Origin of the sequence: Methylocella sp. CPCC 101449, assembly GCF_031921685.1 — a bacterium.
Taxonomy (GTDB): domain Bacteria; phylum Pseudomonadota; class Alphaproteobacteria; order Rhizobiales; family Beijerinckiaceae; genus Terripilifer.
In genome coordinates, this window is sequence record NZ_JAPDHU010000002.1 from 1,890,457 (window position 1) to 1,916,047 (window position 25,591).

Consider the following 25,591-nt stretch of genomic DNA (forward strand, 5'->3'; position numbering starts at 1 on the left):
CTGCTTGTCCCACCACGCTTTCGCGCCTTCGCTCAGGCGACGCAGAAGATTCGAGACCATCATTCCAGGCTCGTCAAAATCTGCTCCCGCAACGTCACCAGGCGCACATCCGTGCGCTTGCGCGGGCGAGGTAAATCGATATCGATAATCGACTGAATTCGCCCCGGCCGCGGCTCCATCACCACGACACGGCTGGAGAGATAAACCGCCTCCTCGACGTCATGGGTCACCATCACCACAGTGATCCGCTCGGCTTCCCATAGGCGCACCAACTCATTCTGCAAACGCGTCCGCGTCAGGGAATCAAGAGCGCCGAGTGGTTCATCAAGCAAAAGGATACGCGGACGTGGCGCCAAAGCGCGAGCGATCGCCGCACGTTGCGACATACCGCCTGAAAGCTGATAGGGCTTTGCATTGTCGAATCCCGTGAGCCCCACGAGCGCAATCAGTTCGGAAACCCGCGCATCCTGTTCTTGCGGCGACAATCCAGATTTATGCAGGCTGAGGACTATATTCTCCCGCACGGTCAACCACGGCAGAAGCCGATGATCCTGAAAAACGATACCGCGCGACAACGAAGGCCGCTCGACGCGGACACCATAAACCGCGACATCGCCTTCATCGGGAACATCGAGCCCGGCGAGCATGCGCAGCAAAGTCGACTTACCGCAGCCGCTCGGACCAAGCAGCGTGAGGAATTCGCCATCTTTCACCGTAAGCGACACCCGATCGAGCGCCTGCACGCGATGCTTATCCACGGCAAACCATTTTGAAAGCTGGTCGATCTCGACGCCAGCGTCCGCCGCGCCAATAGCTATTGCCGGTGCCACGGGAAAACCTTTCTTGATGACCATGAGACGAAGCGATCGAGCGCCAAGCCAACGAGAGCCAGGGCGATCACGCCAATAAGAATACGATCCATGCGGGCATATTCCCGCGCTTGTGCCAGATAAGCGCCAAGCCCGTCGCCCATACCATTGATATAGCCAGTGCCGATCAGATATTCCGCGCCGATCGTGCCAAGCCAGGCAATGTTCAGCCCCAATTCCAAACCGGCAACGATGGCCGGTGCCGCGGCGGGCAGAATGATCTTGCTCACCTCTTGGCGACGCGACAGTTCCAGAACCTGACCAACTTCAAGGTAGTGACGGCTGACGTTGGCGCAGGCCACAGCTGTCGCTAGTGCCACGGGAAAAAAAGCGCCCAGCGAGATCAAGCTCACTTTCATGGCCTCGCCGTTGCCCAGCCAAGCACTGAGCAACGGGATCCAGGCGAAAAGAGCCACCTGGCGTGCGCTGTCGATCGTTGGCGACAACAGACGATCAACAGGCCGCCAAAGCCCGATAGCCAAACCGACGGTAAGCCCCGCGCCGGCGCCGATCAGAAAGCCCGCGATCGCACGCGCCAAAGTCGCGACGATGGCTCCAGGCAGAAAGCCGCTGGCCGTGTCCTTCGCGACGGCGATGGCAAAGGCATTCGGCGACGTGAATGTCGCCGAATCCCCTGCGTCGCGCACCAGACTATAGGCAAGCCAGGCCGCAACCAGCAGCAAAGGCACAACGAGAGGGCGCCAGGCAGATGGGGTCAAAATAGGCTGTTGCGCCGCCATGGCTCACACCGCTGCGTGCAACGACCATTGGGCCGTGCGGCGTTCGAACCAAAGAATGCCTCGATCGAACAACAGGCCCACCAGCCCGATGACGATGATCGTCGCAAAAACCACGTCGAGTTGAAAGGACTTGCGTCCCCACATCATCAGATAGCCGATACCCGCGGCCGACGAGATCATTTCAACGAGGATCAAAACTTTCCATCCCTTGCTCACCGCCTGGCGCAGGCCAGTGGCGATCGATGGCAGTAAAGCCGGCAGAAGAATTTTTCGAAGATAGTCGGAGCGTTTCAGCTCAAGGCAACGGGCAATGTCATCATATTTCGACGGCATCGTCCTGATAGCGTGATAAGGCCCAACCATGAGCGGCAGAAAGCAAGTCTTAGCGATGAGTACCACTTTCAATGTCTCATCGATGCCGAACATGAGCATGAAGAATGGCAACCAGCCCAACGATGGCACCAGAAAGATCGCCCGCACCGATGCACCGAAATAGGCATCGGCGCGACGAGACAAACCGAGGGCGATGCCGATCGCGAGCCCAAGCCCTGCACCAATGGCGATTCCGACGGCCAAACGCAGCATGCTGACGCCGAGCTCATAAGGCAGGTCGCCGCTCACCAGGAGATCGCTCAAGGTCGTCCAGACCAAGGATGGCGCGGGCAAGATCTGCGGCGCCAAGAGTTCCAGCTGAACGGCAAGGGACCAGAGCCCGAGAATGACAGCGGGCACAACCAACCCCGTTGCCACCGCGCGGAGCCGGCGGTTACCGTTATAGGAGTGGCGGATACGAGCGAAGCCCTCGTGTCCGACAAACGATAAGACGGAAGAAGATCGACGACGGCCCGCGTCGGCAAGGATTGTCATATCGCACCTTGTTCAATGCATAGAGTTCAGCATTGGCGAGATCAGCTCGCCGGCTTGCCGTTCGCATCATAAGCGGACCAAAATCCCTCGTAACCGAGCTGCTTGATCGCCTTGTCGATATAAGAACGATCGATCCAATCCTCAGGCCTGAAGCCGCGACGGACCAGTTTTGCATTGAGCGTAAAATCGACGCCGTCCTTGACGCTCGAAACAAAATACTCATCGAGAAGCGGATTCAGACGTTCACGCAGATCGTCTTTGTCGTAGTCCTTTACGAAAGCCGTTCGTGGCGTGCCCGTCAAAGCCCAGATATCGTAAAGCTCATTGCGATTGGCATCGTCAGAAGCAAAACGCGCCGAGCGAATGAAAGCTGTGGCAACACGCTGCGTCGTCTCCGGGTATTTCTTGGCGAAATCCTCGCTGACGGCAAATACTCCGAAGCTGGTGCCTGGATTGCGCGTGCCCTTGGTCGAATAGATCACCTTGCCGAAATCGCGGTCGACCAAATCGAGAATGGTGTTATTGCCGACAATCGCGTCGATATGGCCAGACGTGAAAGCCGATACCTGATCCGCGGTTTGCAGGTCGAAAATCTGCAGATCCCGCTCCTTCAGGCTCGTCGTCGACAGAATGCGATTGAGCGACCACTCGAAGATCGTGCCGCGTTGCAAGGAGATTTTCTTGTCCTTGAGATCGGCGATAGCAGTAATCGGCGCATCCTTGCGCGCGACCACATATACCGGCGAAACGCCGTAGGAGGCTATGGCCTTGGTCTTCAGCCCCGCACCACGACCTACGATGCTCGGCAAGCTGCCGTAAGCTGCGAAGTCGAGCTGACCATTGGCGAAAGCTTCATTAATGGCTGGCCCCGTGCCGCGCGGGAACTGCCACTCAATTTTCACGCCATCAGCCTTGAACTCTTCTTCCAAGACTTTCCTGGCACGCACAACACCCAAAACATTTGTACCGTAAGGTTGACCGGCCGCATTGCCGGGCCCTGCGAGACGAATGACGGAAGGTGGCGTTTCAGCCTTGACCGAGATGACAGAAACAATGGCGGCGATCAGAGCCAGACCGAGCGATCGGCCGAACGACCTACGGAATAAACTGCGCATATCAGACCTCAAAATTGGGAACCAAGCGCGGGACAGTCCATGTCCTCACAGTGAAAGGGATAGTGTCATGACCAGCCGATAGCGCGACGATAGCTGCCAATAACATCGCCAGCCTTGAGCGCGACGAGATCAACGGCAACGGACTTGTCCGCATTGGGCGCCACATAAAGCGCATCCTCTGGGCACCAGGCTTCACACATGTAACAGGTCTGGCAGTCCGCCTGACGCGCGATCACCGGGATATCCGCCGTGGTATCAAAAACGTTCGTCGGACAGGCGTGAACGCAAATATTGCAGCCCGTGCAGCGCTCCTTATCGATCACCTCGATCATTCGGCGGCCTCCAACACGCGCGCTTCAGGCTGCTGCAGATCGCGTCGCGTCCATACTTCGGAAAGGCCACCTGAACGAACGTAGTAACGAGGTCCCGGATCTTGTTGCGGCCGGTCGACACGACGTGCCATGCCGCGACTTTCGTCGCGTTCAAGCGCGCTGCGGTACATCCATCGCGCGGTCGCCACCATCGCCGCGGCCTGACGAGACTGCGCTACGTGCAAAACACTGGCCTTGTCGGCGCTCTCGACCTTGTGCCACAAGCGATCAAGCCGTTCGAGGGAATGTTTCAGACCAAGTTCGCTGCGGAAATAATTGCGATCGTAGGGGAAGACTTCGTCTTGCACCGCCTGGGTCACGGCCAAAGGATCATAGCTGCGCTGCGATTGTTCGGCGAGCGCCGCCTTACCGGACCGGATTACCTTCGATGGCTGCGCCAACGCCCGGCGCGTGCGCGCATAGCTCGCCGCTCCCGCGCCTGCCCAATAGCCAGACGACATCGCCCAAGCGGCATTGTGGCTACCGCCGCCGGTGAAAGCGCCGCAAACCAGTTCGCGCGTTGCTGCATCGCCCGCCGCGTAGAGGCCCTCAACGCTGGTGGCGCAGCTTTCATCGACAAGTCGAAGACCGCCCGTACCGCGCACCGTACCTTCAAGACGCAGGGTCACCGGAAATCGATCGGTGAACGGGTTAATACCGGAGCGATCGAGCGGCAGGAAAAAGTTCGGTTGCGCGCGACGCATGGCCTGCTGCGTTTCCGGATCGACGTTGACCAGACTGGCGTACACCGGCCCACTCATTAGCCAGCGTGCGATGACGGAACGCCCACCCTTCGACTGGGCGCCGGGAATCGGGTCGCCATTGGCATCGGTGAATTCGGCGAAATCATAGAAACGTGTTTTGGTCACCGAGCCTTCGGCAAGCGACATGGCATAAGCGTTGGAAAATTCCATGCCCGACAGTTCGGCACCAACTTCGGCCCCCATCAGCAAGCCGTCGCCGGTAAGCACATTGCAGCCAAGTGCCTTCGACAAGAAGGCGCAGCCGCCAGTCGCCAGGATCACCGCGCCGGCATGCACATTCCAACGTTCACCCGCCTGCTGGGAGAGACCGCTCGCACCGACAACGGCCCCGTTCTCATCCTGCAGCAATTCCAACGCCGGGCTGTGATCGAAAATCTTGACGCCTGCCTGCTTGGTCCGCTTGCGCATCAAGCGCATGTATTCCGGCCCCATCACCGAGCCATAGCGCTGAAACCCGACGCCATCGTCATGGAAGGGATAGCCCCATCGAGCGAGCTGATCGACATTTTCAAAAGTCTGATTGAGCGTCCGCGCCATCCAGCGCCGATCCTGCAAATAACCGCCGAGCACCTCGCGCGATGCCATGGCGGCCTCGCGCTTGGCGGGGTCGGGCTGCACATACCAAACGCCGGTACCCGACGGCGCCGTGGCACCCGATGTTCCGCAAAATCCCTTGTCTGCAAGAATGACACTGGCCCCACGCTGGGCGGCACTGATCGCCGCCCAGGTGCCCGCCGGCCCGCCGCCTAAAACGAGCACATCGGTACGGAACTCCCGCACCCCACCACCGCTTGTAATCTCTTCCGGCCGCCGAATTTGTCCCGACATGGCTTCACCTCATCTGCATGAGGTAAAATCTATTTAGTACATAAAAATTGTCAACTAATAATTGGTGGGATACTTTAGGCTGATATTTCAATACTTAACGGCAATTCGCGCCAAAAAGGAGCGACCGGCGGCCCTACAGATCGTTCATTGCCCAAGCCGAGTCTCCGGACTAAAGAAAATCCATCATGATGTTCACATTCTTCTTCCCGTTGCGCTGACGCCCTCACGAGCCCTGCTCGTAACGAGAGCCCTTGTCTGCCGTCGCTCAAAGCGACCGGCGCATCCGGAACAAAATCATGACCCATCAACATGCAGCCCCTGCCCTCACCGAGGCACAGATTGAGCAATTCATCACCACCGGCTTCATCCGCATCGACGACGCATTCGCGCGCGATGCCGCCGACGAAGCGCGAGCGCTTCTTTGGCACGACACTGGATGCAACCCCGAGAGGCCTGAAACATGGACGAAGCCTGTCATCCGTCTCGGCATGTACAGTGCGGAACCGTTTCTCCGGGCTGCCAACACGCCCCTTCTCCACGGTGCCTTCGATCAGCTCATTGGGAAAGACCGTTGGCTCCCCTGCCGAAGCATGGGAACTTTTCCAATCCGCTTTCCGTCACCCGATGATCCCGGCGATACGGGCTGGCATGTCGATGTGAGCTTCGGTTTCGAAGACAATGCCGATTTCATGTCCTGGCGTGTCAATCTCGCTTCGAAGGGGCGCGCGCTGCTGATGTTGTTCCTGTTCTCCGATGTGGGCGACGACGATGCGCCGACGCGTATCCGCGCCGGTTCTCATCATGATATCGCACGGCAACTGGCCTCGGCCGGAGAGGAAGGATTGACGTTACGCGATCTCGCCAGTGACGGCTTCGCATCCTCCGCTCACCGACCAGAAGTGCTCGCCACGGGAAGAGCTGGAACGGTCTACCTCTGCCATCCCTTTGTCGTTCACGCAGCCCAACCGCATCGCGGCCGCGAACCGCGTTTCCTGGCTCAGCCACCGTTATTGCCGCGCGGCGCCCTGGCGCCCGACTGTCCCGTCGCGCGCGCCATCAGGCAGGCGCTGATTTAGCATTTAATCGGTAGACGCGATCAAATGACCGCGCCTACCGATGTTTTCAATAGCGGCGCACCAGCGGCAGCATCGCTAGAGAACCGAGGAGTGTGGCACCAACCAGCACCATCAAGCCGGCACTGAACGCGCCCGTCGAAGCGATCAAGGCTCCCATGACCAACGGCGAAAGCGCGCCAATAATATTGCCGATGCCATTGAACATGCCCACACCTGCCGCGATGGCGCGGGGCGGCAGAATTTGCAGCGAAAGCGCGAAGAGCGGTGGCAATGCCGCGCCCCAGAAGAAAGCACTCACCGCAATCAGTAAAGCCGCCGTCTGCGCATCGGCGACAACCGAGACCGCATACATCGACAAACCCGCCATGAAGAGGCCGACGAAGCAGACGATGGCCCGGCGACCAAGACGATCCGACAAGGTCGCGGCCAGCACCTCACCGAGGAACATCATGAAGAATGGCAGGAAGGAATAGAAACTGGTCTGACGAGGATCAAAGCCACGCTCGCGCACCAGATAGCTCGGCAACCAACTGTTGAGCCCCCACAGATAGATCAGTGCCGCCGAATTAAAGATCACCAGCATCCAAAAGCGCCAGTCGCGGCAAAACAACCCAACCTGGGAGAGATAGGAAGATTGTGGTGCAGCCTGCGCCACTGGCTTCGGCGCCACTTCAGCCGGACCGTCGCGCAAGACAAACAGCACCAACGGCAGGATCACCGCGAGATTGAGAGCCGCGAGCAGAATGAAGGCTGTACGCCAGCCATAGACGGTTTCCAAATAAATCATCAGCGGAAAGCCGATCGCCGAGCCAAGCGGGCTGCCGACCATCCAGATCGAATTGGCGCGCGCCTGCTCGCGCCGGGGAAACCAGCGTTTCACGAGCGAGTTCGTGATGGAAAATTGCGGTCCTTCCGCGATGCCGAGCAGAACGCGCAGGGTCAGCATGGCCGTGAAAGACCCGGCACCACCCATGAGTGCCATCAGCACACCCCAACAAGCGGTTCCGATGGCCAGAGAACGACGCAAGCCATAGATGTCACCGACAAAGCTCAACAGAACGCCGGAACAACCATAGGCGAATACGAAGGATGTCATCAAAAGGCCAAGCAAAGTCGGGTTGAAGCCCGTGCCCATGGCGTTCTGGAAATCGGTGTTGGTGAAGAGGACCGCGACGCTGATGCGGTCGAAGAAAGCCGATAGAACGGCAAGAAAGAGAATGAAGGCGATCGCCCAACGTTTCTTCGTCGGTTGTACGTCCGATGCGTCGGTCATGGGAACTTCTGAGGAACGCATCGGACCGGACTGAATCGAATGATCAACACTCATCTACGCCCCCATTCAATTGTTGCGAAACATATCGACGCTCTCCGCTCGCCCCAAAAGCGGATCGCACCGGCGATGGCATCATGTGCCATCACCACCATTGCAAAGACCGGGCCATCAAAGAGGCCCATATCAACATCACGCTTCAATCGTCGGAAGCGCGAGCGCCGCATCAACCAAGCGTCCCGCGCGCGGAAAATCGTATGCGCGGAACATGTTCATCTTCACGAGATAAGACGCGCCACCGTAAAATTTTTCGTATTGCTGATGACGATTGCCGAATTCAGAACCGATGAAGTCCCATGCCAATCGCATCAGCCGAACGCGCTCACGCGCACTCATCTTGCCGGAAACGAAGTAACGTTCGAGATCCGGCCGTGCTTCCGGATTGTCGAAATCCTTGGCGGAAGACGGCAGCGTGATCATCGCCGCTCCGGTCAGCTCTCTGACGATGTCGATCATGTGTGGGTTGATCTGCGATTGCAGCGCCATCACCGCATAGAGTGCCGTCTTCGACGGCCACAAAATCCCGTCTTCGTCGATCGGCGCATCGGTTTCATGCGAGTGCAACATATGATCGACGATAGAGGCATAGGCCGCAAGCTCCCCCATTTCCGCCTGAACCGGCGGCGCCGCATCATTACCCGTCGCCTCGTTCATGCGCTTGGCAAGCCCCAACAGAAACCGCAATTTCGTTGCATAGCGCGCCTGCGCCTGATGATTGCCATAGGAATGCGACGGGGTCTGCCACCACTGGCCAAAGCAAAGCTCGGTGTTGCGATAGATGAACACGTGCTCCCAGGGGATGAACACGTCATCGAGCACGACAAAACAATCGGTCTCGTCGAATCGGCTGGTCAGAGGATAATCTTCGGCGCTCGTCGCCTGCAGCGGGAAGGCGCGGCGCGAAAATAATTTCACGCCCGGCGCGTCGAGGGGCAACGCCACACTGATTGCATAGTTCTCGTCACCTGCCCGCAACGGATGAATGCAGCTCAGTTGCAGATAGTCGGCAAAAACAGCGCCGGTGGCGAGCTGTTGGCCGCCGCGAACGATGATGCCCGCATCGGTCTCCTTGACCACACCGGCATAAAGCGTCGGATCACTCTGTTGATGCGCCGGTTTACTGCGGTCGATCTGTGGCGGTACAATCGCATAAGCCACATACTTATGCTCGTCGCGAATGTGCTTGTAGAAATTCACCACATTGTCGGCGAACTGCTGACCACCACGTGCGAAGAAGGCCGGCTTAGCTGCATACCCGGCGAAGAAATTGGCGACATGATCTGGCGTGCGCCCCATTAAGCCGAAGGTCTGTTCGGCCCACCCTTCCGCCGCCAAACGCTTGGCGCGCAAATCGGCATGGGTTTTGGGAATCTGAAAACAACGCCAAACCGGACCGCCGGTATCCGGCGAAGTAAAGGTCATGCGCTCAAGATTCTCTGGTGCAGCGGCGTAATCGAAGAGACGGGCGACGGTGCGAGCGCCGTTGCGGAAAGCCGGATGATTGGCCGGATCGCTGACCCGTTCGCCCTCGACGAAAATAGTGCGTTTGCTCGCCTTCAGATCCGAGAGGAAACTTTCACCGCTACGCAGCGGCGTGGCGGGGGCGAGCTTGGCCGGCTTTTTAAGCTGCCCGGCGGCGTTCGCATTCATGTCTCGTCTCCATGTAGCGTGTTGTTCGTTGGCCTCGCCCCCAAGAGAGACCGAGGCGATCGTCCCTTGAGCTTCGGCTCCGTCATAATAACTACAAAATATAGCTACATATTGTAGCTGTCAATCGGCATTGTGCGTTTCCCCAGAACTCCGCCATTGATCACGACGTACCTTGCTCTATGCGAGATATGATCGATTGCCGCCGGATTCGGTTGCGCCGTGCTGGAATGAAAAAAATGTCCGCCAAAGCCTACAAGCCGCCGCTCACGATTTCCCGTAGCGATTATTTGCGCAACGGCTCCGACAGGCTCTTCCGCGAGAGCATCTATGCGATGGTCCAATGCACCAGTCGCCTGCTCGCCTGTCGCGATGCCTTTGGCAATGATCTGTCGCTCACGGCAAGCCAGTTCGCCGTGCTGATGGGTGTCGCCTATCGGCAGAATTCCGAAGGTGTCACGATCAAGGAACTGGCGGAGCATGTGGCCCTCGCCTCCACGCATGTCACCACCGAAGTAGGACGTCTTGAGCGCAAAGGCCTGCTGCTTAAGCGACAAAATGCTGCCGACAGGCGCAGCGTGCATGTCTCGCTCTCGACGAAAGGCGAGGAAGCGATCGCTCATGTATCGCCTTTGGTCCGTATGGTGAATGATACGCTGTTTGAAGGCATCGATCCGGAAGCCCTTGAGACAGCGAGGCAAGTTGCTCGCCAGCTCATTCTCAATTCCGACGAAGCCTTGGCTAAAGTCCGCCGACGCAGACGCGAAGCTCGCAGCAGCACCGCGTAATACCAACTGCGAACTCTACGTTCTCACCACCCGTGGAGCCAGAGATCCGCATCAGCCGGCGTCTCGATCGGCTGATCGGATTGAAGCCGACGATAGCGACCGCTGAAAAAGAGAAGCGGTGCCCCTTCGTCGCGGCGAAAGGACGCCACGCGACCGACGACAATGTCATGATCGCCACCTTCATGAACCGCATGGGTGTCGCAGAAGAAACTCACCAAGCCACCCGCGATATAAGGTGTTCCCGTATCGCTCCGAGCCGGCGTCAGACCCACCCATTTGTCGGTGCCAGCCCGCGCGAAACGATTGGACAATTCGTTTTGCTCTTCCCGCAGCACGGTCACGGCGAAAGCCTCGGCCTTCGTCCACAGGCCATGCGCCAAGGCGGAGCGCGCCAAGCTGAACAGTACCAAAGGCGGCGACAAAGACACCGAATTGAACGAACTCACCGTCGTACCCAGCAATGTCCCATCGACCTCCGCGGTGACGATGGCGACCCCCGTGCCGAACAGACCCAGAGCATTGCGAAAATCACGATCCGAGAAACTCATCCGATGCTCCTGAGTACTGTTAAGACAAAGCTAAGAAATGGATATTCCGCGCTCCGCGCTTCGGGTCAAATCTGAAATTATTGTGAAATATCAGATTGGAGTCTGTCAAGCCGTCTAACTGGGGCCATTTAAGATTATGATATATAAGCCAAACATAGAAAATTCATGAACCACAACAGCCTAGCTTCTGCCTTGAAAAAAACAAAACGATACAGTATCGTTTCAAAATAGTTCTACGAGACGAGCATCGCGCCACCGGGCCATGTCCACGCCTTCGCAGGATGGGCGCCGGTCGATTTGGCATGGGCTGCTGAACGACCAGCGGAAAGAGCAATAAAGGGACTTGCCATGTCTACGACGGGCCTCGATTCCGACGACCAAACCACGACCGAGATCAGCAATGTTCGCCATCTGCGCACTGCACAGCAGGCCCATCTGCCGGCAGCCGATGAGGTTGCCCAGCCGGAAGCCAAGGCGCGGCCCGATGACTTGATGCCGGCTGCCCCGCCCCCTGCCGAGGAGCCCGCGGTGAAACACGGCGAAGCGCCCAAAGGCTCGACGACGCGGCGTCTGCTGTTTGCTCTTCTGCCTGTGATGCTTGTCGCTGGCGGTTATTTCTACGTCACCGGCGGCGCCGTGATGTCGACCGATAACGCCTATGTACAGGCCGATACGGTTGGCCTTTCCACCGATGTCTCGGGCATCGTCAGTCAAGTGACCGTGCACGATAATCAAAAGGTCGCCAAGGGCGACGTGCTCTTTAAGCTCGACGACCAGCAGTTCAAACTGGCGCTCGATCGCGCGCAAGCGCAACTCGACATGACGCGCAATACGCTTCGCGCGCAACAGACCAATTATCGCGATCTGCAAGTGCAGGTAGAACAAGCGCAGAAAGACGTTGAATTCAACACCGCCAACTTCAATCGTCAGCAACAGCTCCTCACCAATAGTTTTACGCCGCGCGCGACATATGACGCATCGCGCAATACGTTGCAGACGTCGCAGCAGAAGCTCGCGTCTCTGCAACAGCAACTCGCCGGTGTCTCCGCCAATTTGAACGACACGCCGAATGCGCCCGTCGAAACACTGCCCAGCTATAAGAATGCCCTGGCCGCGCGTGACGAAGCCGCCAGAGAACTGGCCCACACGGTCGTTCATGCGCCCTACAATGGCATTGTCACCAACGTTCCGGCGCTGCAGCCTGGCCAATATCTCACGGCCGCAAGCACAGCCTTCAACATCGTCTCCACCGACCATGTTTGGGTGCAGGCCAATCCGAAGGAAACCGAACTGACCTATGTTGAACCCGGCCAGAAGGTGACGATTGGCGTCGATACCTATCCTGGCAAGACCTGGACCGGTACGGTCGACAGCATTAGCCCGGCTTCGGCTTCCAGCTTCTCGCTACTGCCGGCCGAAAACACCAGCGGCAACTGGGTTAAGGTCGTCCAGCGCATTCCCATGCGTATTCGCGTGGAAACGCCAGCCGATGCGCCGCCGCTGCGCGTTGGCATGAGCGTCGAGGTCAACATCGAAACTGGTCACAGCCGTGGTCTGCCTAACTTCCTCACCGGCTGGTTCCATACGGGAGCGAACAATGGCTAGCGCTGCCGCCAGCGCGCCCATTGCCAATCGCGCGGCGATCACGGCGTGCTTGATCCTCTCGGTGGTCATGCAGGCGTTGGACACCACGATTGCCAACGTCGCCCTACCCTATATGCAAGGCAGCGTGTCGGCGAGCGCTGACCAGATCAACTGGGTGTTGACCTCTTATATCGTCGCGGCGGCGATCATGACCCCGCCATCGGGCTTTCTCGCCAGCCGGTTCGGCCGAAAATACGTTTTGATGGTGGCCATCGCCGGTTTCGTCATCGCGTCCATGCTGTGCGGCATGTCGCAATCTCTGTTTCAGATCGTCGGCGCCCGTCTTCTGCAAGGCTTTTTCGGTGCGGCGCTCGTTCCCCTGTCACAATCGATCCTGCTCGACATTTATTCGGCGGAAGAACGCGGCTCAGCTATGGCACTGTTCGGCGTCTCGGTCATGGTCGGCCCCGTGCTTGGCCCGGTGATCGGTGGCTGGCTGACCGAAAACATAAGCTGGCGTTGGGTGTTCTATATCAATCTGCCCATCGGCATTCTGGCGCTGGCTGGCGTCTGGTTCTTCATCAGCGAAACCAAGGCAAACGCGCAGACCAAACTCGACTGGATCGGCTTCGGCAGCCTGAGCATCGCCATTGCTGCCTTACAGGTGTTTCTGGATCGTGGCTCGCAACTCGACTGGTTCTCGTCTTTCGAAATCATTCTGGAAGCGACGGTCTGCGCGGCCGCCTTCTATGTCTTCCTCGTTCACACCTTTACGATGAAGACAGGCTCATTCGTCAATCCGCGCCTCTTCCTTGACCGCAATTTCACATTGGGCATGCTCTACATCTTCATCGTCGGCCTCACTTATTACGCCTCGATGTCGCTGATGACACCCTATTTGCAGACACTCATGGGCTACCCCGTCGTGACCGCCGGCCTCGTGATGGGTCCTCGTGGCCTGGGCACCATGTTCTGTATGTTTCTGGTCGGTCGGCTCGTTGGCAAAGTCGACGTCCGGCTTTTGCTCCTCACCGGCCTGCTGCTCACGGCCTGGGCGATGTACGACATGAGTGGGTGGACGCCAGCGGTTTCGCAATGGACAGTGATCGTGACCGGTTTCGTGCAAGGCGCTGGCCTTGGCTTTCTGTTCGTCCCACTCTCGGTGGTCACTTTTGCCACGATCTCGCCGGAACAGCGTGGCGATGCCACCGGTCTCTACAATCTGTCGCGCAATATCGGCTCCAGCATCGGCATATCGGTTCTGTCTTATCTGCTGGTTCGCAACGGCCAGATCAATCATGCGACCATCAGCGCCCATATCACCGCGACCAATCCGGCGTTCCACAACAGCACAATCCTGCATTATCTGAGCCCTTGGACGGCAGGCGGGCGCGCAGCCCTCAACCAGCTCGTTCAGCAACAAGCCTCCATCATCAGCTATATCGATGATTTCAAACTGATGATGGTCTTAACCCTGGCCGTTGCGCCCTTGCTCCTGCTGCTGCGCACGGCACAGAATGCCGGTGGCAGTGACCACGCGGCTGTGATGGACTAGGCTATCGGCCCAAAGAAACGGATCAGACCGATGAAAGAGATGACACTGACCAGACCGCCCCCCGAACAGGCCCGACGAGGCAGCGGTGGCCGACCGACCCGAGAGGAAGCAGCACGCCGCGATGCGCGTCTGCTTGAGGTCGCGGCTGCCATGTTCATGGAGCGAGGATTCGAGGGTACATCGATCGACGCCGTGGCCGAAAAGGCCGGGGTCGGCAAACCGACTATCTATGCACGCTATCGTGACAAATCCGAACTATTCACCGCGGTCATGCGGGAGCGCATCGAGACCTGGCTGGCGCCCATGGCTGCCGCCGCCGCCCCTTCGCACGAACATGATCCGGCGGATCTCTGTGCGACACTGCATATGATCAGCCGGCATCTACTGAGCCACTCCTTGAAACCTCAATCGGCTTTGGTGCAACGGATGCTAGCCGCCCAAGCCAAGCAGTTCCCTGAACTCGCCAAACTCGCTCACCAGGAAGCTTGGGCTCGAGCCGTGCAAACACTGGCCGTGCTGTTCCGGCGCTCGGCCGACCGATGCGGCATTCATATCGACGAACCAGAGCTGGCAGCCGGCCTCTTCCTCGACCTCATTGTCGGCAGCACCAAACGGAACGTTCTATATGGGATCCCTCTTGATCCTGAATTCGAGGAACGTCGCCGAAAGGTGGCTGTGGATTTGTTCGTGGCCGGCCTCAAGGCAAGTGGACAGCCCAAGGCACCTGCTGAGACCAGCTGACTCATCTATTTCGGGCCGCAAAACCTTCGGAACGCTGTTGCCGAATTAGTGAATTTGCGAGCCCGTGCCAGTTCCCAGGGCCGCTCGCATCGTTTGGTTTTTGGGCACCAATTGTAACCCGCCGAGGCTAAACAGCCGTGAGCATCGGCATCACCACCGACCTTTGGCGCAGCAACGCTCTCGCTAGCCAATATGCAAACCGCAACGACCGGCAGGACGAAGAACAAAAGCCGATCCATGAATAGCCTCTCCGTCAGTGCTTAAGGACAAACTCCGTCATGATCACGACATAGGCATAAATACCGATGGCGGCAGCCAATAATACGAGAAAGAAAATCATGGTCTTCCGCGCACCAATGTGCCGCGCCATGACCGGCCCCAGCAAGAGGCCGATCAGAACGATCATGAAAGCAGCCCAAACATAGGTCCCGATCGTGCGAGAAATTCCCACAGCCTCGCCATGAAGGCTCAGGAGAACCGCCGACCCAACGGCGACAACCGCCCAGAGCGCCACGCGCAGTTTGATCGATAAACTTTCTTTCAAGCTCACCGCCCGCTCCCGCCCAGCCCAAAACCGACCTTAACGATGGCGGGAGACCCGCCGCATCTCATCGACAAGCTTATAGAACGCTTAGTCGAATAATGCATCGTCGAGGCACGATCTCGAATGGCGCGGGACGACGCCGGTTCCCGAAGCATCTCCTCTCATTCTAGCCGCCGATCTTGTTCGGCCCGCTCATCCCCACGATTTTGGCCTACGACACCAAATCACAAGCCAATTTTCATTGCATGCCGGCGGCATAGAGCTTCTGCCAGGTGGCAAACTCGCGATCCATATAATCTTGGAAGCGTTTTGCATCCCAGTCTTCAAACCGGACGCTTTGATCGGCGACGACTTGCTTGCCTCGTTCGGACGTCATGATTTCCGATACCGCCCGATTCAGCATATTGACATCCGCATCGCTTAGGCCCGCAGGGGCGAAGAAGCCGAACCATTGCGATGCCTCGACCTGAGGGAAACCCTTTTCGGCCGCCGACGGTACGTCCGGGAATTCCGGGCGACGCCCTTCACCCAAATAGAGCACGGCCTTGCCACGTCCACCTTTCAGATAGGGAGCCGAGGAGCCAACTGAGCCCACATAATAGTCGGCTCGTCCCGCGATGACTTCCAACATCGCCTCGCCAGAAGACTTCATGTGCAGAATGCGCGGCTTCAACCCCAACTCTTTTGACACCATCTGGCCGACGAAATGCGTGGACGAACCGACGCCAGCCGTCGACATGACGACACGCCCGGCCTTGTTCTTCGCGAACAGATCATCGAGCGTGTTCACGCCCGAACCTGGAGCGCCAATGATCATGAATTCATTGAAGCCCAAAACCGAAATCGTCTTGAAGTCCTTGACCGGATTGTAGTTGGCCTTGGGATTGTAGGCCGCGCCCGTCAAAAAGGACGAGCTTGAGAAGAGCAGCGTCGAACCGGTGGCAGGCCCTCGTGCCACTTCGGCGGTGCCGACAATGCCCCCTGCACCGGGTTTATTGACGACGATGACAGGCTTTCCAAGCTTGCGCTGCAACTCCTCAGCCAGGAAACGCACGAAAGGATCGGTAGACCCGCCTGGATTGAACGGCACGACGATCTGGATCGTCGACTGTGAAGCAATATCCGCGCGCACCGAGCCCGCGCCCGCCATGGCCAGCCCGCAGGCCAGCAACAATGCCTTAAATCCAACCTTCATCTTATTCCCTCCCATTCGGCGCGACCCTGCGGATCACGCCTCCGTTAGTATCTTCGTCAGCCCTTCCGACTGATCGAGCATGACGTGATGACCGCAATCCACGGCATGAGCCTGCCAATCCGGTGTCTGGCGCGCCTGAGCGAGGTAGCCATCAAAACTAGAATTGGCGTAACGGGTGCCGCGCACGTAGATCTTGCGAGCAACCTTCTCACGTCCGCCACGCAACTGGATCGGCGCTACCGCCACCCCATTTGGCTGCGGCGTCATCCGCTCGTTCAACCACGGAACGTCTTTCGGGTTCGCCAGATTGAACACCGAGGCATCGGGCGCCGGACGCGCAATCTCACCTTTGGCCAGCGATTCATCGAGAATTTTGCGAATGCCCGGCGACGTCAGATCGCGTCCCGCCTGACCGCTTTCTGGAACGAAAGCGTCGACGAACACCACCGCGGTAGTACGATCATGCACCCTCTCCAAGGCGCCCGAAACCGGCCAGCCCCCATAGGAATGGCCAACCAGAACCACATTCGTCAGATCTTCCCACTGGTAGAGATTGACGATGTCGTCGATATGAGTCTGAAGCACAATCCGATCGCTCAAGAGATGCGACCGATCCGCCAGCCCGGTCAGTGTTGGCGTGAGGACACGATGGCCTAAGGCCTCCAGGCGCTCGCGCACCGGCTGCCAGCACCAGCCACCATGCCAGGCACCGTGAACCAGAACATAGGTACGCCGCGTGGCTTGGGCTTTCGCTATCGACGATGATCCCATCGCCAATGGTAAAGCTGATGCCAGGGTCGATTTGAGAAACAAGCGCCGGCCCGCTGCCGTTGCACTTCTGAAGCCAAAAGCCATCTCAGCTCTTCCTCCCAAAGCCGATTGAGCCGCAATCCGCAAAAGCGGACACGTTGCCCGATTTGGTACATGGCGGAACCAATCGGGCAACTGATCTGAAATTGCCAATAGGTGATTTCAGGTTATGGCGGAGCGTTTAAGCCTGACCGATATGGATGAGCGCATCGACGCCGAAACCGCCTTTTGACAAGGCAATGAACGGATTGATCTCGACGCTTTCGACTTCAGGACCTTGCGCAGCAATGAAGTGCGACACGGCGACGATAGCATCGGCGATGGCATCCAGATCCGCTTTTTCCTGGCCGCGCGCGCCATCCAGAATGGAAAATGTCCGGATCGAACGGATCATATCGAGCGCGGCCTCACGCGTGACGGGGGCCGTGCGCAAGACAGTATCCTTGAGGATCTCGGTATAGATACCGCCTAGACCGAACATCACCACCGGCCCAAAGGTCGAGTCACGATGGGCCCCGATAATGGTCTGGACGCCACCAACAATCATAGGCGCCACCGTCACGCCACGAATGTCGGCATCCGGTTCAGCCTGCCCTGCATTGCCTATGACGCGTGCAAAAGCCTCGCGCACGGCCGCTGCATCTTTTAGATTCAGAGCAACACCGCCGACCTCGGACTTATGCGCGATCTGCGCCGACAGCACCTTGATCACCGCCGGATAACCCACCGCTTCGGCAGCGGCAACCGCTTCGTCGGCAGTCGCTGCGACATGCTCCTCGGCGAACGGCAGGCGAGCTTTCGCAAGGATCGCTTTCGATTGCGCCTCGTCCGGGCTTTGGCGCAGCGAAATGGGTTCAATCTCTCGCACGTCAGGCAGCTCTAAAGGCAGGGCGCGCAGCAGCGAAAGCTTAGCAGCCGCCGCAAGCGCTTTCACGCAGAACGCCGGATCCTCGAAGATCAGATAACCCAAACCTTCGAGTTGCTGCTTGAATTCAGGCGTCGTCTGCACGCAAAGCGCGAGCTGCATTTGCGAGAATTCCGCCCGCAGCGCTGCCAGGGGCTCGGCCAAAATAGCCATATCTTTCGCGTTGCGACCAACGTTGGAGAAAAACAACATGGCCGAACCAAAAGGCCGATCGCGCAGCACGCGCTCGACCGTGCGGGTCAATATGGTGCGATCCCCGACGGTCTGCGCCGTTGTATCCACCGGATTGAGCCCAACGGCCAGAGGTAGTTCGGCTTGAATGGCGGCCAGCGTGGCTTTGGAGATCGGCGGCAATTCGATCCCCGCTTCCATTGCCGCATCGGTCGACATGACGCCGACACCGCCCGAGACTGTGATGATCGCCAAGGTCTTGTCCACCGGCAGACGACCCTGGGCACATGCATAGGTAACATCGACCATTTCGGTCAGCGTCTGGCAGGACCAGGCACCAGCTTCGCGCAACACCGTGTCGAATACTTGCACGGAACCCGCGAGCGCCCCCGTGTGTGAGGCAGCAACCGTCTGTCCAGCTTCCGTGCGTCCAGCCTTGAAGACGATGACCGGCTTTTTCATGCGGCGAGCCGTCCGCAAAGCGCGAACCAACGCCGGGCCATTGCGACAACCCTCCATATAGAGCATCAACACATCGGTATCGGCATCCTGTGCCATCCACTCCAGGCATTCGGCCGCTTGCACATCTGCTTCGTTGCCCGTCGCGACGAACTTTGAGATCGCCATGCCACGGCTGATGACAAGATTTTGCAGATAGGAACCCACCGCGCCGCTCTGGCTGACCATGCCAACACGCCCAACCGCTGGCGTGCCACGATCCATCGCCGTCGAGAAGGTCGAGAAAATACGATCGGCCGTATTGAACGAGCCCATCGCGTTCGGACCCAGAAGCCGCGCTCCGGAATCACGGATCATCTTGAGAATACGCGCCTGCGCCGCGGCCCCTTCCTCGCCGGCTTCAGCAAAACCCGCGGTGAACATGACGATGGAGCGAACGCCCGCCGCACAGGCGTCGGCGACCGCTTCCTCGGCCTGACGCGCCGGCACGGCGATGATCGCCTGGTCCACCGGCTCACCAATGACCGCCGCGCTCGAATAAGCTTTCAATCCCTGCACCTGCGGGCGCGTCGGATTGACTGGATAGACCTTCACGGCGGACTGGGCTTCTTGCATGTAACGAATGGGGCGGCCGCCAATCTTACGAGAGTCATCTGAGGCTCCGATGACCGCAATGCTGCGCGGGCGAAACAGCGCATCAAGACCGCCCGGATTGGCGTTGCGATTGGTTTGTGCATTCATTTCAAACTCTCCCATTCGGCCGTGCTCCTTGAGGAGCAGCCATATCCATGTAGTAGCCGCGCTGCTCGGCGCTATTGCCTAGCCAGCCGATCAAGCTGAGGCAGCGTTTTACATGCAGGCTCAAGTCGTTTTCATCGGTAATGCCCATCGCGCCAAAAAGCTGAATGCTTTCACGGACGATGTACTGGGCGGTGTCGTTGAGCCGTGCCCGCACGCGAGCCGCGAGCATGCCCCGAGCGGTAGCGTCATCAAGCCCATCCATGCGCGAGAGATTCGTATCGAGAACAGCGCGCGCCAAACGCTGTTGCACGAACATGTCGGCCGCACGATGCTGCAGTGCTTGAAACGAACCGATCGGTTTGCCAAATTGATGCCGTGTCTTCAGATGTTCGATGACCAGCGCCATCATCTGGTCAACATGCCCCATGAGTTCGGCTGCTATTACCACAGAGGTCTCATCGAGCGCCGCTCGTAGAGCAGCTTCCGCCTTCTCGCCTTCGCACAGAACGATCCCTGGCTTAGCAGCCAAGTGAAGCTGCCCCATAGGCGTGCCATCGGCACGAAAATCGTGATGGATAGAAAGGCCTGCTGCATCAGCTTTCGTCAGAACCAGCGCAAGCCCGGAAGAACTAGCTGCGCTGACGATGAAATGCGTCGCTCCAGCGGCGCCAGCAACATAAGTTTTCTTTCCGTTCAGCGTATAATCCGCCGATAGTGTCGTTGCCGGTGAGAGCAGGGAACGAATATTCTGTGACTGTTCCTGCCAGGCAAGAGCTGGCAAAATATCGCCCGCCGCAAACGCCGCCAGCAAATCCACATCTCCCTTGGCTTGAGACAGAATACGCCCCGCAAGAAAAAGCCCAAGAAATGGATCGGCGGTGAAACATCCAGCCAGACCTTCGGCGACAATCGCAGCGGCCGACACACCGAGACCAAGACCGCCAGCCTCCTCGGGCAGGCCAATGGCAAGCCAACCTTGCTCGGCCATGATTGTCAGTTCCGTCGGCGTATAGCCCGGTAGACTGTTGCGTCGCGCTCGAATTGCGCGGCCATCGGCCGTGCGCGCCGCGTGTTTCCCAACCGCGTCGCGTAAAAGAACAAGGGTATCGGCGTCGACCGATGTCATGACGGCTCTCTACGCAGATTTTGGAAGGCCCAGCACGGAGCGCGCCAGGATGTTGCGATGAACTTCGTTGGTTCCGGCAAAGATCGTCGGTGCACGGCTTTCGTAATAAGGCGCCAGCAGATCCTCAGCACCTTCTCCCGCCAACGTGGCGTCGGTTCCGGCGACCTCGAGCAATAGCTCCGATAAGCGCTGAAAGGTGCTTGTCGACCATATTTTCAGGGCCGAGATTTCAACGCCGACCGCACCATCAGTACGCACCAGATCGGCGAAGCCGGCATACATGTCCTGCGCATCCTGAGTATCGAAAATCGCTTGCGCCAGCCGGTCGCGCCAGTAGTCGCTGGTCAGCAATCCGCGCTCCTCCATCCGCTGGCGTAGAATTAGCAACACTTTGAAGGCACGCTTCGGCGACCCAGCCCAAATGCGTTCAAATCCCAAAAGTGAACGCGCGACCGCCCATCCCTTGTTCGGCTCGCCGAGGATGCACTCCACGCCAACCTTCACATTGTCGAAGAAAACCTCACAGAAATCCGGATGGCCTGAGAGGTTTTCGATCGGACGTACTGTGATCCCGGGCAAGCTCATGTCGATCAGAACAAAACTGATCCCCTCCTGCTTCTTCCCCGAGCGATCCGTGCGGATCAAAGCGAAGATATGGGTGGCGACATGAGCCGACGTGGTCCAGATCTTCTGCCCATTGATGATCAGGTTTTCGCCTTCGAAGCGGCCATCGCATTGCAGGCTGGCGAGGTCCGAACCCGCCGATGGCTCGGAATAGCCTTGGCACCAGATATGTTCGCCGGCATGCATTTTGGGCAGATAGAGGGCTTTCTGTGCTTCGTTGCCCCAGGCGATGATGGCAGGCCCAAGATTGCGTACACCCGCATCGTGCAGCCAAGGCGTTCCCGCCGCTTCCATCTCCTCAATGAAAATCAGATGCCGCTCGGGCCGAAGGCCCATACCGCCGTATTCCACGGGCCAGCCAGGCGCGATGAAGCCCCGTCGATGTAAAGCTTTATACCATGGCATGGAAACTTGAGCGGGAAAGCGGTGCGGATAGCCCCTTAGCTCAGGCGGGCATTCCGTCTCGATGAAATCGCGCAGCGTCTGGCGGAAATCCGTCTCCGCCATGGCGTTCCAATCAGCAATCGTCTCGGCCGGCATGTGTCTCAACGCCCGTGATAAACGCCGGGGCGCTTTTCCATGAACGCCTTGACCGCTTCTTTGTAGTCTTCGCTCTGGTTGAGGAAAGACTGGGTATAGGCTTCAGCATCGAGATAGGTGTCGAGATCGGTGGCGGTGGCCACTTCAAACAGATGCCGCGTCATGCCCAGCGCCAAGGTCGGCATGGAGAGAAGTTGCTTGCAATAGTTCTCAACCTCTGCCTCGAGGCGGTCATTGGCCACCACACGGCTGACGAGGCCGAGATCATAGGCTTCTACCGCCCCAACGATACGCGCGGAGAAGGCCAGATCCTTGGCCCGTAGCTGACCAAGATGCCGGATCAGAAAATGAATCGCGCCCCCATCGGGCGCCAGCCCGCGCTTGGCGAAAATCATCGAGAAACGTGCGGTCTCCGAGGCAATCACCACGTCGCAGCCCAGCGCCACCGACCAGCCGAAGCCAACCGCAACACCGCGCACCGCGGCAATGCAGGGCTTTTCCATCGCCGCCAGCTCGCGCGCGACGCTACCCACACCGCGCTGCATGCGGGCCCGGGCGCTGCTCTGCGTGTCCTTGCCCATGCGTGAGACATCGGCACCCGCACAAAAATCCTCGCCCGCTCCCTGCAGCAACACCACGCGTACGTCAGGATCGAAGCGCAGATCGCGCAGCATGTTCGCCATTTCATAGCGCTCTTCCGGCGATAGCGCGTTGCGGCGACAAGGTGTTTCAAAAATGATGCGACCGATGCCGCCCGATTTATCGAGATGAATGCCCATCAGTATCCTCCCTGCCGCAGCCAGGCAGCCCGCGCGGCGCGCGCCGCATCGTCAGCAACTCTTGCCTCGACCCATTCGCGTTCAAGTTGATCGGCGATCTCAGCCAAAGACTGGACTCGCTCGATCAGCCCAATGCCTTGTCCCGCGCCCCGGATATCGCGCCAGGCCTTGGCCGAAGTGCGAGCACCGGCCTGATAACGGCTTTTGTCCTTGTTGGCGCTCGCCACTTCCTCCGGATCCAGCCCGGAGGCGACAATGCTTTGCCGTAGATAATTCGCGGGAAGACCGCTGAAGAACGGCGTATAGACCACGTCCTTCAACGATGCCTCGACGATCATCTCTCGATAGTCGTCGGGCGCACGGCTTTCCTGCGCCGGAATGAAGCGGCTGCCTATATAAACCATGTCGGCGCCGAGACTGAGCGCCGCATGAATGCTACCGCCGGTGCCGATGGCGCCCGCCAGAACGATGATGCCGTCATAGAAGCGCCGCACCTCCGAATAGAAAGCGAACGGATTGGCCGTGCCTGCATGGCCACCTGCGCCATTGCAGACGAGGATCAAGCCGTCGACGCCCTGCTCCAGCGCCTTTTCAGCATGGCGCACGGTGGTTACATCGTGAAAGACCAATCCGTCGTAGCCATGCACCGCACGCACCAGATCGCCCGGCGGCGACAGCGATGTCAGCAACAGCGGCACTTTGTTTTCAACACAAACCGCCGCATCATGCTCAAACCGCGCGTTGGATTTGTTTGAAATCAGGTTCACCGCATAAGGCGCCGCGGGAGCCCGCGGATGACTGGCGTCATGCGCCGCTAAAGCCTCCTGGATCGTCGACAGCCAGACCTGCAATTCCGCTTCGGGCCGCGCATTGAGCGATGGAAACGAGCCGATGATGCCAGCCTTGCACTGAGCAATCACCAGTTCATGCCCCGAAACAAGGAACATCGGCGAAGCAACGATGGGAAGTCGCAAGCGGCCGCGAAAACTGTCGGGCAGGCTCATGGTGTTTCCTCAGTGAGCAAAGCGTAATCGGGAGCCGCATGACCCGTGCCTAAAAGCGCACGTCCTGCATCCAGTACGGTCACATCGCGGGCTTCGATACGGGCGCGGAAATGGGCACGCGTACCCTCGTTCCAGATCTGAAAACGCACCGTTTCGCCAGGAAAAACAGGCCGCGAGAAGCGGCATTCGACCGAACGGATCGCAGCAGGATCGTTGTCCGCTACCGTCGGCAACAGTGCCCGCACCGCCAGCCCGTAAATGCACAGACCGTGCAAGATTGGTCGATCGAAGCCAGCCTTGGCCGCATAGGCCGGATCGGCATGCAGCGGATTACGATCAATGTTCAACCGATAGAGCAAGGCTTGTTCCGGTCGCGTGACCACATCGATGATGAGATCAGGCTTACGGTTTGGGCAAGGCGTCGCCTCAGGCGCGTGACCAAAACTGCGGCCAAACCCGCCATCGACCCGACAGAAGGTCGAATGCAAAACCGAGGCAACCGGCTCATGAGTTTGCGCATCGAACATGGTGCGCGCCGCATGGATCACAGCGCCCTTCTCCCCTTTGTCTTCGACGGCGGTCACGCGGGCACGCGCGTACAGCTCACCTGATGGAGCCAAAGGGCGATGCAGGAACACGCGCTGCTCGCCATGCACCACCTTGCTCAGCGTCACACCCAATTCCGGGTCTGCCGTCCAACGACCAGGATGGCAGAGGATCGCCGCCATGGTCGGCACCGCTTTGAGATCGCGTTCATACACGAAGGGCAGTTGTGCCGGATCGATCGGATCCTGACCGAAGCCGAGCGAGACCGCGTAGAGCAGACTGTCCCTGTCGGTATAGTCTTGCGCCAGCCGGGGAAACGCCCAGGTTTCAAGCGCGTCGACATTCAATGCCATCGGCATCTTCTCCTTAGATAGGATCCCAGCCGATCACGTCCCGGGTGCGTTCAGCCGGCGTAAATGCCGAAGCCCAGGCATTGGGCAGCCGTTCGGCCAGGGCCTCGACCGTCCATCCATCGTCCTTGTGCATGGTGCGCACCGGACGCGGCTGACTGTAGAGATAGACCTCATTGCCGCGAGCGCCGAAAATCTGGCCGGTGATCCCGGAAGCGGCATCTGAGCACAGAAAGGCCGCCAGCGGCGCGATTTGATCGGCGCGCGTTTTCGTCCGGCGCTTTTCCATCTCGAGTTCCATCGCCGCCGGATCTTTGCCCGGAATCGTCTCGATCATGCGGCTGAAAGCGTGCGGCGCGATACAATTCGAACGCACTTTGAACTTCTCCATGTCAAAGGAGATGGCACGCGACAAGCCAACGATCCCCATTTTGGCGGCGGCATAATTGGCCTGGCCGAACGACCCGATCAGGCCGGACGTCGACGTCATATAAACGAAAGCGCCACCTTCCTGCGCCTTGAAGTGAGGCGCGCAGGCATGGGACAAGTTGAACGCTCCGAAGAGATGCACGCGCAACACCGCTTCGAAGTCATCTGGCGTCATACGATGAAAGATCACGTCGCGTAGAATGCCAGCACTGTGCACAGCGCCGTCGATGCGACCGAAATTCGAAGTCGCGGCTTTGACCATGCTCAGCGCGCCTTCAGCCGTGGCAACGCTGTCACCGTTGATGATCGCCTCACCTCCCTGCGCCTTGATCAGTTCGACGACTTCCTGAGCCGGGCTCGCATCTTGCCCTTCGCCGTTCAGCGAAGCGCCGAGATCATTGACGACGACTTTGGCGCCTTCGCGCGCAGCACACAGAGCGATTTCACGGCCGACGCCACGGCCGGCGCCGGTGACGAGGATGACTTTACCTTGCAAAAGTTTCGCGGTCATTTTGCTTTTCGTTC

At 58.8% G+C, this 25,591-nt stretch carries 24 protein-coding genes; 5 read left to right on the forward strand and 19 right to left on the reverse strand.

From position 1 onward, the window contains the following. Window positions 1–59: 59 nt before the first annotated feature. The 6 genes from OIM99_RS19965 to OIM99_RS19990 all read right to left on the reverse strand — a co-directional run bounded on the left by OIM99_RS19965 (window position 60) and on the right by OIM99_RS19990 (window position 5,554). Window positions 60–854, reverse strand: a complete 795-nt coding sequence (locus OIM99_RS19965) for an ABC transporter ATP-binding protein (RefSeq protein WP_311852206.1) — start codon at window positions 852–854, stop codon at window positions 60–62. Next, window positions 815–1,558: an ABC transporter permease gene (locus OIM99_RS19970; protein WP_311852207.1), complete on the reverse strand. Its 744-nt coding sequence runs from the start codon at window positions 1,556–1,558 to the stop codon at window positions 815–817. The genes OIM99_RS19965 and OIM99_RS19970 overlap by 40 nt, the downstream gene beginning before the upstream one ends. Before the next feature lie 54 nt (window positions 1,559–1,612). Then, a complete protein-coding gene (locus OIM99_RS19975) occupies window positions 1,613–2,476 on the reverse strand; it encodes an ABC transporter permease (protein WP_311852208.1) in 864 nt (287 codons plus the stop codon). Window positions 2,477–2,517: 41 nt separating this feature from the next. Beyond that, window positions 2,518–3,591 carry an ABC transporter substrate-binding protein gene (locus OIM99_RS19980; protein WP_311852209.1) on the reverse strand — a complete coding sequence of 358 codons (1,074 nt, stop codon included), beginning with the start codon at window positions 3,589–3,591 and terminating at the stop codon, window positions 2,518–2,520. 65 nt (window positions 3,592–3,656) lie between these two features. After that, window positions 3,657–3,923 carry a ferredoxin family protein gene (locus tag OIM99_RS19985; protein ID WP_311852210.1) on the reverse strand — a complete coding sequence of 89 codons (267 nt, stop codon included), beginning with the start codon at window positions 3,921–3,923 and terminating at the stop codon, window positions 3,657–3,659. Further along, window positions 3,920–5,554, reverse strand: coding sequence for an FAD-binding protein (locus tag OIM99_RS19990; RefSeq protein ID WP_311852211.1), 1,635 nt, complete (start codon window positions 5,552–5,554; stop codon window positions 3,920–3,922). The genes OIM99_RS19985 and OIM99_RS19990 overlap by 4 nt, the downstream gene beginning before the upstream one ends. A 296-nt stretch (window positions 5,555–5,850) precedes the next feature. Here OIM99_RS19990 and OIM99_RS19995 point away from each other — a divergent pair, with 296 nt between their 5' ends. Then, window positions 5,851–6,630, forward strand: a complete 780-nt coding sequence (locus tag OIM99_RS19995) for a phytanoyl-CoA dioxygenase family protein (protein ID WP_311852212.1) — start codon at window positions 5,851–5,853, stop codon at window positions 6,628–6,630. A 46-nt stretch (window positions 6,631–6,676) separates the two neighbouring features. On the opposite strand, the gene OIM99_RS20000 is transcribed toward OIM99_RS19995, so the two are convergent. Next, window positions 6,677–7,903 (reverse strand): MFS transporter, encoded by a 1,227-nt coding sequence (locus OIM99_RS20000; protein ID WP_311852213.1) that lies wholly within the window; start codon window positions 7,901–7,903, stop codon window positions 6,677–6,679. A gap of 189 nt (window positions 7,904–8,092) precedes the next feature. After that, a complete protein-coding gene (locus OIM99_RS20005) occupies window positions 8,093–9,610 on the reverse strand; it encodes a 4-hydroxyphenylacetate 3-hydroxylase N-terminal domain-containing protein (RefSeq protein ID WP_311852214.1) in 1,518 nt (505 codons plus the stop codon). Window positions 9,611–9,798: 188 nt separating this feature from the next. Here OIM99_RS20005 and OIM99_RS20010 point away from each other — a divergent pair, with 188 nt between their 5' ends. Then, window positions 9,799–10,395: a MarR family transcriptional regulator gene (locus OIM99_RS20010; RefSeq protein WP_311852215.1), complete on the forward strand. Its 597-nt coding sequence runs from the start codon at window positions 9,799–9,801 to the stop codon at window positions 10,393–10,395. A 23-nt stretch (window positions 10,396–10,418) separates the two neighbouring features. On the opposite strand, the gene OIM99_RS20015 is transcribed toward OIM99_RS20010, so the two are convergent. After that, window positions 10,419–10,943 (reverse strand): flavin reductase family protein, encoded by a 525-nt coding sequence (locus tag OIM99_RS20015; RefSeq protein ID WP_311852216.1) that lies wholly within the window; start codon window positions 10,941–10,943, stop codon window positions 10,419–10,421. 297 nt (window positions 10,944–11,240) lie between these two features. Between OIM99_RS20015 and OIM99_RS20020 the strand changes: the two genes are divergently transcribed. From OIM99_RS20020 to OIM99_RS20030, 3 genes are read left to right on the forward strand one after another with little or no spacing between them, the layout of a single operon-like run. Beyond that, a complete protein-coding gene (locus OIM99_RS20020; RefSeq protein ID WP_311852217.1) occupies window positions 11,241–12,548 on the forward strand; it encodes an HlyD family secretion protein in 1,308 nt (435 codons plus the stop codon). Further along, the gene (locus OIM99_RS20025) at window positions 12,541–14,082 is read left to right on the forward strand and encodes a DHA2 family efflux MFS transporter permease subunit (protein ID WP_311852218.1); all 1,542 of its coding nucleotides are present in this window, start codon (window positions 12,541–12,543) and stop codon (window positions 14,080–14,082) included. Before OIM99_RS20020 ends, OIM99_RS20025 begins: the two co-directional genes overlap by 8 nt. A 30-nt stretch (window positions 14,083–14,112) precedes the next feature. Continuing rightward, the gene (locus OIM99_RS20030) at window positions 14,113–14,823 is read left to right on the forward strand and encodes a TetR/AcrR family transcriptional regulator (protein WP_311852219.1); all 711 of its coding nucleotides are present in this window, start codon (window positions 14,113–14,115) and stop codon (window positions 14,821–14,823) included. A gap of 253 nt (window positions 14,824–15,076) precedes the next feature. Here the strand turns inward: OIM99_RS20030 and OIM99_RS20035 are convergent, their stop codons facing one another. The 10 genes from OIM99_RS20035 to OIM99_RS20080 all read right to left on the reverse strand — a co-directional run bounded on the left by OIM99_RS20035 (window position 15,077) and on the right by OIM99_RS20080 (window position 25,577). Continuing rightward, window positions 15,077–15,373: a hypothetical protein gene (locus tag OIM99_RS20035; RefSeq protein ID WP_311852220.1), complete on the reverse strand. Its 297-nt coding sequence runs from the start codon at window positions 15,371–15,373 to the stop codon at window positions 15,077–15,079. 232 nt (window positions 15,374–15,605) lie between these two features. Beyond that, window positions 15,606–16,562: a tripartite tricarboxylate transporter substrate binding protein gene (locus OIM99_RS20040; protein WP_311852221.1), complete on the reverse strand. Its 957-nt coding sequence runs from the start codon at window positions 16,560–16,562 to the stop codon at window positions 15,606–15,608. A 33-nt stretch (window positions 16,563–16,595) separates the two neighbouring features. Next, window positions 16,596–17,417 (reverse strand): alpha/beta fold hydrolase, encoded by an 822-nt coding sequence (locus OIM99_RS20045; RefSeq protein WP_311852222.1) that lies wholly within the window; start codon window positions 17,415–17,417, stop codon window positions 16,596–16,598. 136 nt (window positions 17,418–17,553) lie between these two features. Further along, on the reverse strand, window positions 17,554–19,668 hold the full coding sequence (locus tag OIM99_RS20050) for an acetate--CoA ligase family protein (RefSeq protein WP_311852223.1): 2,115 nt from the start codon (window positions 19,666–19,668) through the stop codon (window positions 17,554–17,556). A gap of 1 nt (window position 19,669) precedes the next feature. Further along, window positions 19,670–20,794 carry an acyl-CoA dehydrogenase family protein gene (locus OIM99_RS20055; RefSeq protein ID WP_311852224.1) on the reverse strand — a complete coding sequence of 375 codons (1,125 nt, stop codon included), beginning with the start codon at window positions 20,792–20,794 and terminating at the stop codon, window positions 19,670–19,672. A gap of 9 nt (window positions 20,795–20,803) precedes the next feature. Then, window positions 20,804–21,958, reverse strand: coding sequence for an acyl-CoA dehydrogenase family protein (locus tag OIM99_RS20060; protein WP_311852225.1), 1,155 nt, complete (start codon window positions 21,956–21,958; stop codon window positions 20,804–20,806). A gap of 5 nt (window positions 21,959–21,963) precedes the next feature. Next, window positions 21,964–22,737, reverse strand: coding sequence for an enoyl-CoA hydratase-related protein (locus OIM99_RS20065; protein ID WP_311852226.1), 774 nt, complete (start codon window positions 22,735–22,737; stop codon window positions 21,964–21,966). Beyond that, a complete protein-coding gene (locus tag OIM99_RS20070) occupies window positions 22,737–23,741 on the reverse strand; it encodes a nitronate monooxygenase family protein (RefSeq protein ID WP_311852227.1) in 1,005 nt (334 codons plus the stop codon). Before OIM99_RS20070 ends, OIM99_RS20065 begins: the two co-directional genes overlap by 1 nt. Beyond that, a complete protein-coding gene (locus tag OIM99_RS20075; protein WP_311852228.1) occupies window positions 23,738–24,640 on the reverse strand; it encodes a MaoC/PaaZ C-terminal domain-containing protein in 903 nt (300 codons plus the stop codon). The genes OIM99_RS20070 and OIM99_RS20075 overlap by 4 nt, the downstream gene beginning before the upstream one ends. A 13-nt stretch (window positions 24,641–24,653) precedes the next feature. Further along, window positions 24,654–25,577, reverse strand: coding sequence for an SDR family oxidoreductase (locus OIM99_RS20080; protein WP_311852229.1), 924 nt, complete (start codon window positions 25,575–25,577; stop codon window positions 24,654–24,656). Window positions 25,578–25,591: the final 14 nt, after the last annotated feature.